The sequence below is a fragment of the Clostridium acidisoli DSM 12555 genome (assembly GCF_900176305.1).
Classification (GTDB): Bacteria; Bacillota; Clostridia; order Clostridiales; family Clostridiaceae; genus Clostridium_I; species Clostridium_I acidisoli.
Genome location: NZ_FWXH01000045.1, coordinates 1 through 10,172, shown reverse-complemented (window position 1 = coordinate 10,172; position 10,172 = coordinate 1). Strand labels below are relative to the sequence as shown.

The 10,172-nt window shown below is 28.6% G+C and carries 10 protein-coding genes; 9 read left to right on the top strand and 1 reads right to left on the bottom strand.

Features of this window, described 5'->3' with window-relative positions:
* From B8978_RS20295 to B8978_RS19000, 4 genes are all read left to right on the top strand, one after another.
* The coding region (locus B8978_RS20295) for a sporulation peptidase YabG (protein ID WP_423236729.1) at positions 1–93 on the top strand (93 nt) is incomplete at its 5' end.
* Positions 94–117: 24 nt separating this feature from the next.
* Positions 118–381, top strand: a complete 264-nt coding sequence (locus B8978_RS19010; RefSeq protein ID WP_139796101.1) for a hypothetical protein — start codon at positions 118–120, stop codon at positions 379–381.
* A 245-nt stretch (positions 382–626) separates the two neighbouring features.
* A complete protein-coding gene (locus B8978_RS19005) occupies positions 627–854 on the top strand; it encodes a hypothetical protein (RefSeq protein ID WP_084117855.1) in 228 nt (75 codons plus the stop codon).
* Between the two features lie 21 nt (positions 855–875).
* Entirely contained in the window at positions 876–1,058 is a 183-nt protein-coding gene (locus B8978_RS19000) for a hypothetical protein (protein WP_084117854.1), read from the top strand.
* A gap of 475 nt (positions 1,059–1,533) precedes the next feature.
* Here B8978_RS19000 and B8978_RS19990 read toward each other — a convergent pair whose 3' ends face one another.
* Positions 1,534–1,686 carry a hypothetical protein gene (locus B8978_RS19990; protein ID WP_176212761.1) on the bottom strand — a complete coding sequence of 51 codons (153 nt, stop codon included), beginning with the start codon at positions 1,684–1,686 and terminating at the stop codon, positions 1,534–1,536.
* Between the two features lie 286 nt (positions 1,687–1,972).
* On the opposite strand from B8978_RS19990, the gene B8978_RS18995 reads away from it, so the two are divergent.
* The 5 genes from B8978_RS18995 to B8978_RS18975 form a co-directional block, all read left to right on the top strand.
* Positions 1,973–2,998, top strand: coding sequence for a hypothetical protein (locus B8978_RS18995; protein WP_084117853.1), 1,026 nt, complete (start codon positions 1,973–1,975; stop codon positions 2,996–2,998).
* Between the two features lie 745 nt (positions 2,999–3,743).
* Positions 3,744–3,998 (top strand): hypothetical protein, encoded by a 255-nt coding sequence (locus B8978_RS20585; RefSeq protein ID WP_084117852.1) that lies wholly within the window; start codon positions 3,744–3,746, stop codon positions 3,996–3,998.
* A 267-nt stretch (positions 3,999–4,265) separates the two neighbouring features.
* Complete coding sequence (locus B8978_RS18985) at positions 4,266–8,444, top strand: RHS repeat-associated core domain-containing protein (RefSeq protein WP_084117851.1); 4,179 nt, start codon at positions 4,266–4,268, stop codon at positions 8,442–8,444.
* A gap of 24 nt (positions 8,445–8,468) precedes the next feature.
* Entirely contained in the window at positions 8,469–8,975 is a 507-nt protein-coding gene (locus B8978_RS18980) for a hypothetical protein (RefSeq protein ID WP_084117850.1), read from the top strand.
* 55 nt (positions 8,976–9,030) lie between these two features.
* Positions 9,031–10,172: fibronectin type III domain-containing protein (locus B8978_RS18975; RefSeq protein WP_176212760.1), on the top strand; the 1,142-nt coding region annotated here is incomplete at its 3' end.

The following is a 10,172-nucleotide window of genomic DNA, read 5'->3' as shown; positions in this document are numbered from 1 at the left end:
AAAAACACTATAACAGGCTACAAAGGTATTGGAGGGTTACAAACCCGTGGAAAATGTAGAGAAGGGTATCCAAAGTCTGCATTCATTAGATAAACTGAGTCTCATGGCTTTACTGTCATGAGACTCAGTTTGTTTCATATTAAAATACCTGATGATCCTGACGTTAAAAAGCAATACAAAATAATAAAAAGTTTAATGACATACCCACGAACAAATACGGAATATTTAGCAGAAAATGAAAAGGATAAGGTTAAAGCTGTAATTGAGGCAGTAAAGAATAAATTTAATGTAAATGTGGAGTTTAAAGATAGTAAGAAAATATTTGATAGTAGTAAAATTGAGAGCCATAGTGCTGTTATACCTACTTTAAATTTACAGTGACATATTAAGCTAGTGTTGAAATTGGAATCGTTGCTACAAGAGCAAATATTATTGAAAAAGCCAAAAGGTATGAATACATTAAAAGCAATAAAAATTCTCTAGTATGTGATTTAAAAGGCTTTTATTTTTTTACCCACTATTCAAAATGTAATACAAAGATTTATTGTTTCAGGAGAGATCAGTGATTGGCCGTTAACTTTTCGTATTACATTTGAAAATAATAAAAGGAGTGATTTATAAAAATAATGATATTAGATATAAAGTCTAAATTTGGAAAAACAAAAATATATAATCCACCTGAAAATATAAAAAATAAAGCTATGGCTTATGCAACTGAAAATATCGATGGGAAAGTAGGTGTATATATAATTTCATCTATTGAGAAGGAAAAAATATTCCTATTTATAAAAGATAATGAAGAAGATGCTGAGGCATCTATATTTTTATCCTGGAATACATTAAGAAAATCATAGAAAACAGGAGGTATATAAAAAATGATTGATTTTGAAAGCTCAAATGTAATTTTAAATATAAGAAGTGAAAGAGCTGCAAGGGAAGCAGCTTTAACTTATGCATATCGGATAGAAAATAAAGAGCCATTAAAGGCAACAGAAGTAATAAAAAAAGTATTTAATAATATGAATAGGGAAGAACTCTTAAAGGAAATAAAACCATAAGAAATAGTTAATCGGGGATTATCATATGAAAGTATGACTGATGAAGAGCTAAGAAAATCATTAGTAGTCATAGAGAATCAGTGGAGATGTTTAATATGATAACAACTTATAGAAAATGATTTGATCAAAAATATAAGTTATAGGTACATAGAAAATAGTTTTCAAATTTCCATGAATATATAGTAAAAAATGCTTGTATAAAATCTGATAATGAGTATATAATATAGATAGATAAACGAAATCCATGAACTTATCGCCACTTCGGGACCGGCTAGTCCTAATGGCTTGAAATTTATGTTAAAGCTTTTGCATTAAAAAAATTTCTATAATTAGACACCAGACGGCTAATCTGGTGTCTAATTATTTTTTGTATGATAAATGGCTGAGTAACATTGCTCTGCTTATTCCCTTTTATCGGCTAAATAAAAGAGTTATGAGAACAACCAATATATCACGTTGAGTCAAAGTTTAAGTACTAAACGCCTGCTTTGCCGAGAGTAATACCAATTATGAGGAACATTACAGCAACTTTTGCATAAGAAAGAGGTTTTCTTACCTTAGCGTCTTCTACTGAATATTCACAAATCTGGATTAAACCAAGCATTGCAGAAAGATAAACAAAATCCATAATAACTTACCACCTCCAACTTACGAACAGAGATGCTACTTTATTTATTATATAATAAGACAAACGGTAAAACCATAGCTTATTTTTTCAACGGCTCCATATTGGAGTAGTTTTAACTAAGCTTTTCTTACTGACACTTAAATTAACATTAATCGTTTTATAAATTTTACAAGGCATTTCACTATTAAATGTTTGATGTTATAGCTTTCAATAATTATAATAAAGGATAAGGACTTAAGAAATACGCAATGATAAATAATCTAGTTTCAAAGGATAGGAGATAAAGATGGATGATAAGGATTATAAAACTAAATTAACTGAAATAATGAAAGCTTTTGATACTAATAATCCAAGTGTAATGTACTCTGATTTTTCTTTAGATAAAATTGAAATGGATATAATTATAGCATATGTTAATTATGAACCAAAATGTATTATTACGTATGATGATACTGGTATACTGGCAAACAACGAAGATATTTTTGAAATTATATCTTCAAAACATAATATTAGCAAAAATGAGTTTGTTAAAAGGCTAAGAAATTTATATTTTTATAAATATTTGGATTCTAATTTTAAAATAGAATTTGCATCAAAATATATAAAAGAATCAATTGATTGGTTTTGTAAATTATCAGAAGAAGAAAAGAAAAAAAAGTATCAAGAAATGATTAATTCAATTGGAATGGAAAAACTGGGTAAAGAAGCTGACTATGAAATATGTTGTTTAGAAATCCAGGACTATTCAAATAATGATATTATAAAAAGGAAATTTGAAGCTTTTATACATGATGGAATAGAAGCTAATAAAAATACTGAAATTGGTGGTAGGTTGCGTGTGACTATACTTGGATATCAAAAAGCTATGTTTTATATATTTAATGAAATACATGCATATAAAGAAACAATACTTGAGACAAATAATAATATAGAAACAATGAAAACTTCAATAGAAAGTACAGAAATTAAAGTTGAAAAGTCAAAAAAGAAAATTAAAGATATAAAAAATAATTTTTATAATAATCTAATAAGTATTATATCAATTTTAATAGCTGCAATAGCAATTATTAGTGCTAATATAAGTGCATTACCTAAAATATCTAGCAATAATATCGTTATAAACATAATGAATATCATAGCAATAAATATTAGTTTAGTATTTGTAATATCTATGCTATTTTGGCTATTAGGGTATTTTATATTAGATAAAGAGGAAAAATCAAAAACTATGAAAAAAATTATATTCAGTTTGTTAGCTTTAATAATTATTATTTATATACTTTTATTTATTATAGCATTCAGACAATCGTAAGGAGCTCATTAAGAAATGATAAAATTTTAATTATTTATCATTTCTTTTTTTATTTCTCAATAACAAATTGAACATAGTACTCATAATAATTAGTTTATATTTAAATAGAGTATGAACCATATAAATATAATAAAGCTTCTTTTATAAATTTCCGATTTATTCACGACTAAGTTCAAATATAATACATTTTAATAAAAATAATTTATCATAAATTAATATATTATAGTTTGGTGAAATTTAAAAATTTTTGTAAAAATAATAATTATAGCTAAGAACCGGTTGTTATAAGGTTAGAATTCTGACTATCGTACTACAAAACCTAGATATTTCTCTGGGCTTTTTATTTTTCATAATAATTGTTTAAAGTGGTATCTAAGAATTTCTGATAAAGTTTTAATTGATTAATTAATTAAATTTACCTATAAAAAGAAATAGTATCAGATAACGTCAAAAAATGAATGAAAAAAATGTAAAAAAATATAAAATATGACAATATCTGCATTGTTATTTTGATATAATTTATTACAAAAGTAAATAATTTGTAAAATTTACAACAATAAATTGTAAAAATTATAGCAATAATAATGGATGATATGAATTTAATGATTAATTCGAGTAAAAAACTAGTGTGTATTATTTTAACGCTATTAATGACGCTTTCAAATGTATCAGCACCTGTCAATGCAAGTGTTAAAAATAAAAGGAGATTCTATTAATAATTAAGAAGGTGATATTTTGGTAAGTAATGAATGGGCAAACTGCAAAAGCAGATACAAAGACAGTAGGTGTAACCTATGAATTTCACGTACAAAACATTGGATGGCAATCTTGGGTTTCAGATGGAGCAGAAGCAGCTACTGATGGACAAGGATTAAGGGTTGAAGCTATTGAAGTTAAGATAGTAAACACAACCAACACAACGAGTACGGGATTACCCAATACTACAACTACTAGTAACACAACAGGCGGTACAAGTAATACATCTAGTGTTTTAACATAATGGTCTTCAAGTAGCAATACAACAAATGCAAATTAAGTTTCACTATTACCTATTTCTCAGTATATTGCAATAAAACATATATAGCAAAATTCACAGCAGCAGAAAAAACATTTCACTCATAATTTATGCCAATATCAGCTTACGTTCAAGACGTAACTTAAGAAAATTATAATGTTTATTATGATATAGAAAATATAATAGCTAGATTTGAAGTATATTTACAAAAAATCAGCTAGTTAGATACATAAAATTTAAGAGGGTGATATTTTGTCAACAAAACATAATAAATTAATACGAAGATTTAAAAGTGTTTTTTTACTATTGCTAATTTTTTCTTTATTGTTTGTCAGCCCTACATATGCTGCCTATACTAATCAAAAGCCTTATCCAGCATCTTTGCCACAATCTTTGCCCATGGATATGTATAATTACTATGTAATTGAATATGATTCAAGTGGCGGAGGATATAAACTATCATCAATTGATACAAATGATCCAGCGAATATTTATTTTGATGGTTCTAGGATAGCATTTAAAACTACACTGAACGTGAAAGAGTATTATTGCGCTGATGGAAAAACGTGGACTAGTAGATATTTTGGTCCATATAGTAATACTGCAGATGGATTTCAAGGGATTTACTTTTCTAACTTTGATATAAAAAATTCAGATGGAAGTATGTTTTTTAGTGCAAATCCGTATGTTGGATTGATTTTTTCTGGATTAGATGCAAAATCAGCTGTTCAAAGTCAATATAATCTTTACAAGGATAATGAAAGCTATGCAGAAGATCCTGTAGATACATCAACAGGAGCGCATGTTATAAATTATACATTAATGAAACAAAATTCTTATCAAAGTTTTGAATTTAATGTGAATTACAATTCTTTGGTAATAAATAATGGTCAAATGGGAAGAGGATGGGATAATAATTATGATACCAGTTTAAAAATTGATAGCAACAATATAATAGTAAATTGGTCTAATATTTATAAGAATACATTTACTCTAAGTCATGATAATATATACGCATGTAGCAATTTATCAATGAAAAATTACATATTATATAAAAATAGTGATGGAAGTTTTCAATTAACAGATAAAGATAAGAATAATTATTATTTTAATGGCTCTGGACAGTTAACCGAAAAGAAAAATAAAAATGGTCAGGCAATAGAGTATTCCTATGATACTTCAGGAAAACTTACAGAAGTTGAAGATGATATTTCAAAAGAATATTATAAATTCCAATACAATACGAATGGATTACTTGAAAATGTGACTGATGGAATGAATAAAAGTATTTCATTTAATTATGATTCAAGTAACAATCTCACTACAATAACAGATGCGGATGGTAATACAAAAAACTATAATTATAACGATAAAGGACAAGTTTTGTCATGTAATTTTGGTGATGGAACACAAGTTTTTAAAGATACATATGATTCTTGCGGGAGAGTAATAGAACAAGACGATTCATTAAATACAAATAAATTAACAACATTTTCTTATGATGAAGCGTCGCAACCAGGATATATAATAACAACAGTAACAGATAGAAATGGAAATAGTAAAACACTTACACATGACTCAAATTATAATCTTGTTAAAGTTAAAAATGAACTTGGAAATATAAAAACATATACCTATGATAGCAATAGAAATAGGCTAAGTGAGACAGACGAAAATGGGAATACGACTAAATATACTTATGATGATAGAGGGAATGTACTGACAAATGTTAATGCTCAAGGAAACACCACAACAATGACTTATGATGCTAACGATAATTTACTATCTGTGGAGGATTGGCAAAATAAAAAAACAGTATATACATATGATAATAATAATAATCTTTTAACAACTACTGATACTTTTGGTAAAACTGAGAGTAATACATATGATTCAAACAGTCTATTATTAACTCATACTTCAAAGGAAGGTGCTACAACTACTTATAATTATAATGATGGGTTAATGAATAAGGAAATTGATGCGTTAGGAAATAGTACTCAATACGAATATGATGCTGCAGGCAGAACTACAAAAATTATCGATCAGTTGGGAAAAGCGACAACAATGACATATGATAATGATGATAATGTATTGTCAATAACTGATACATTAGGTAATAGTGTATCATATACATATGATATTAGAGGAAATAAGCTAACAAGTAAAGATGCTAAAGGAAATGCTACTAGCTATTCTTATGATGATAATGGGAATTTATTAACAACAGTAGATGCACAGGGGAATAAGACAAGTTATCAATATGACGGAGAAGATAGACTAATAAAATCTACAGATGCAAAAGAAAATTCAACTGAATATTCTTATGATGCAAGTGGCAGGGAAACAGCTGTTACAGATTCATTAGGAAATACAATAAAAATGAATTATGATGCAGCAGGAAATATTATAAATAATATTGATGCAGATGGAAGGACAATTAAAGACATAAGCTATAATAAACTTAATCAACCTTTAGCTGTCACAAATGCTTTAGGATATTCTACAACAAATGCTTATGATAGTTTAAATAGAATATCAAGTATAACAGATGCAGCAGGAAATGTTACAAAATTAACCTATGATGATTTAGATAGATTAATATCTGTAACAGATGCTCAAAATGGAACAAGTACGCAAAGTTTTGATGGAGATGGAAGACAAACATCTATTACAAATTCAATAGGTGGAAGTGAGAAGTTTACTTATGATAAACTTGGAAGAGTAACTGGGGAAGATGACGGATATGCAAAAAAACAATATGAGTATAATGCAAAAGGAATGTTAACGAATATAACAGATGGAAATGGCAAAGTTACAACTTATAGCTACGATGATAATGGAAAATTAATTGGATCAAATGATGAAATTGGAGATATAAATTATACTTATGATGCAAATGGAAATCTTCTAACAGTAAAAGATAGTTCAGGAACTATTACTAGGACATATGATTCGCTAAATAGATTAGTAAAGTATACAGATGCTTATGGAAATACTATTAGTTATACTTATGATAGTAATAGTAATGTTACGTCTATAACATATCCTGATGGTAATGTGGTAAATTATGCATATAATGGGCTAAATAAATTAACATCAGTTACAGATTGGGAAAAAAGAACAACCAGTTATTCTTATGATAAAGAGGGCAATCTTATAACCCTAACAAGACCAGATGGAAGTGTAGAATCATATACTTATGATGCGGGTGGACAAGTTTTAGAAATAAAAGATGTAGATAAAAGTGGAAACATAATTAATCAATATGATTACACCTATGATAAAGTAGGAAATGCTACTGGTGAAAAATCAAATATAGAAACATCAGATATCCCAATACAAAATTCAACTATGACATATGATTCATCAAATAGATTGATTACTTATAATGGTAATAACGTTAGTTATGATTCAAATGGAAATATGATATCAGGACCATTGGATGGGAAAATAGTAAGTTACAATTATGATTGCAGAAATAGACTAACTAGTGTTGGAAATATTAGCTACGCTTATGATGCTGAAAATAATAGAACAGCTGTAACTGAAGATGGAAATAAAACTACTTATGTAATAAATCCTAATTCACAGCTAAGCCAGGTGCTTTCGAAGAAAGACTCCAATGGAAATGTAACAGATTATGTATATGGAATAGGACTTATTTCCCAAGAAGATTCACAAAATAATTATAGCTTATATCATTATGATAGAAGGGGAAGTACTACAGCATTAACGAATGAAAAAGGAGAAGTAACAGATAGATACAGTTATGATACATATGGTAAACTTATAAATCATCAAGGCAATGCAAATACACAATTTCAGTATGTTGGTAGCTATGGAGTTATGACAGATGATAATGTATTATATATGAGAGCTAGGTATTATAATACTGATGCAAAACGCTTTATAAATCAGGATACCATAGTAGGGACAATAAACAATGGTGAGAGCTTGAATAGATTTGCTTATGCAAATGGTAATCCAATAATGGGTATAGATCCACTTGGATTGTGGACTCTCCAACTTGGTGCTGGGGGATCAATAGGAGGGGGTGTTGGAGTATCAGGAGAAGCAGGACTTAATATTAGCAGTGATGGAGTTTCACTTTATGCAACTGGTGGTGTACTTGGATGCACTCCTATAATTGGGATTGGTGGTTCAGCAACATATACTGATGCTGAGCATTATAATGACATAAATGGTAGCAGTGTTGTAGTAGGAGGAGGATATAATGCCATTTCAGGAGCAGTAGTTAAGGGATCAAACTATACAGGAGCAAATGTACAGTTTTTAAAATACACGGATTTAAGTCCAATATTTCCTTCGGCATTTACTGGTGTAACATATACTGTTCAAACTGGAGCTTTTAACCCAATAAAATTTTTAAATTATATAAAAAATTCAATTGTTAAAAATTTAAAATAAATTTTATGAAAAGGATGAAATAATATGAATAAATTTGAGGTGACAATAAAAAAAAATCAAGAACAATGCCTAAATATGATAAAAAAGGCTATTCATGACTATTATTCACCATTAGGTATGGATAATTCAGGAAAAATTATAACATATAAATATTTATGTAAAATTAAAAATGGTAATATATCAATAATTAGTAGGGGCATAGCATATGTTCCTGTTTTGTGTAAAATTAAGTTGTCAAATAATAATGAAGATGAAACTAAGATAATAGGGACTTTTAATAAAAGTATATTTAGTAGATTGTTTATTTGGATTATTGCAATAGTGGGTACTTTGGGTAGTATAGTATTTATTATTGGTATGGTATTTTTTGAAAATTCAATATCAATAAGAGAAAGGGTAATAAATGCTATTTTGGCTATACTATTAATTGTAGTTTTTATGGCTTTCCTTTTATATAGCGAAAAAACTAGAACAAAGGAAAAGAAGAAAATAATAGGTTTGTTAAATGATATTTTTAATATTGATAGTTAAAGTTATATACTAAGAACAACTAAAATTAATAAAGTAAATGAAGGGGGAGAGATAAATGTCAAAAATAAAACTATTGTTAACATCAGTAATTATGATTTTAGTTTTTACTGGCTTTAACAATACGGCTTATGCAGCTACATATAAATATGATAATTTAAATAGATTAATAGAAGTTATATATGCTTCAGGTCAAAAAGTGATTTATACATATGATGGTAATGGTAACATTTTAACTGTTACTAAAGATCAAAATGATTTAACAGCACCAATAAATTTAATATCAAGTTCAGTGACAAACACAGGATTGACACTAAGCTGGACAGACTCAACAGATAAGGTTACAATAACAGAATATGATATATATAGTGGGACAACAAAGATAGGAACAACAACGGGAGCAACAACATTTGATGTAACAGGATTAACCCCAAATACATCATATAGTTTTACAGTGACAGCAAAAGATGCATCAGGGAATGAATCGGCACCAAGTACAGCAACAGAAGTAACAACTATAGCAGATACGGCATCCCCGACAGCACCAACAAATGTAACTTTAGGTTCTATAGCAAGTACAAGCTTAACATTAAACTGGATAGCATCGACAGATAATGTAGGAGTAGCAGAATATGATATATATAATGGGACAAAAAAGATAGGAACAACAACGGGAGCAACGACATTTGATGTAACAGGATTAACCCCAAATACATCGTATAGTTTTACAGTGACAGCAAAAGATGCATCAGGGAATGAATCAGCAGCAAGTACAGCAGTAGCAGTAAGCACCACAGAAACAGATCCTGTAGAGCTAAGTGGAACAGCATTTGGAACATCACCAGCATTTAGTTCAAATAGTACGTATGATAAAGCTTTTGATGGAGATACGAATACATATTTTGACTATTCTAGTGGAAGTGGTGGATACACAGGAATAGATTTAGGAGTAGGAAATCTAGGACAAATAACAAAGATAAGTTATTATCCAAGATCAGGTTGGGCAGGACGAATGGTAGGAGGTAAATTCCAAGGTTCAATTACTTCAAGCAGTAGTGGATATGTAGACTTATATACAATACCATCTCAACCATCAGCAGGGTGGAATCAAGTAACAATAAATAATGCAAGCAAGTTTAGATATATAAGATATGTATCTCCAAGTGTAGGATATGCAAATGTTGCAGAAATTAAGGTGTA

Excerpts from the sequence above, each read along its gene's own strand:
- B8978_RS18980 (WP_084117850.1), top strand. The coding sequence starts at position 8,469 with ATGAATAAATTTGAGGTGACAATAAAAAAAAATCAAGAACAATGCCTA.
- B8978_RS19010 (WP_139796101.1), top strand. The coding sequence starts at position 118 with ATGAGACTCAGTTTGTTTCATATTAAAATACCTGATGATCCTGACGTT.
- B8978_RS18995 (WP_084117853.1), top strand. The coding sequence starts at position 1,973 with ATGGATGATAAGGATTATAAAACTAAATTAACTGAAATAATGAAAGCT.
- B8978_RS19005 (WP_084117855.1), top strand. The coding sequence starts at position 627 with ATGATATTAGATATAAAGTCTAAATTTGGAAAAACAAAAATATATAAT.
- B8978_RS20585 (WP_084117852.1), top strand. The coding sequence starts at position 3,744 with ATGAATGGGCAAACTGCAAAAGCAGATACAAAGACAGTAGGTGTAACC.
- B8978_RS19000 (WP_084117854.1), top strand. The coding sequence starts at position 876 with ATGATTGATTTTGAAAGCTCAAATGTAATTTTAAATATAAGAAGTGAA.
- B8978_RS19990 (WP_176212761.1), bottom strand. The coding sequence starts at position 1,686 with ATGGATTTTGTTTATCTTTCTGCAATGCTTGGTTTAATCCAGATTTGT.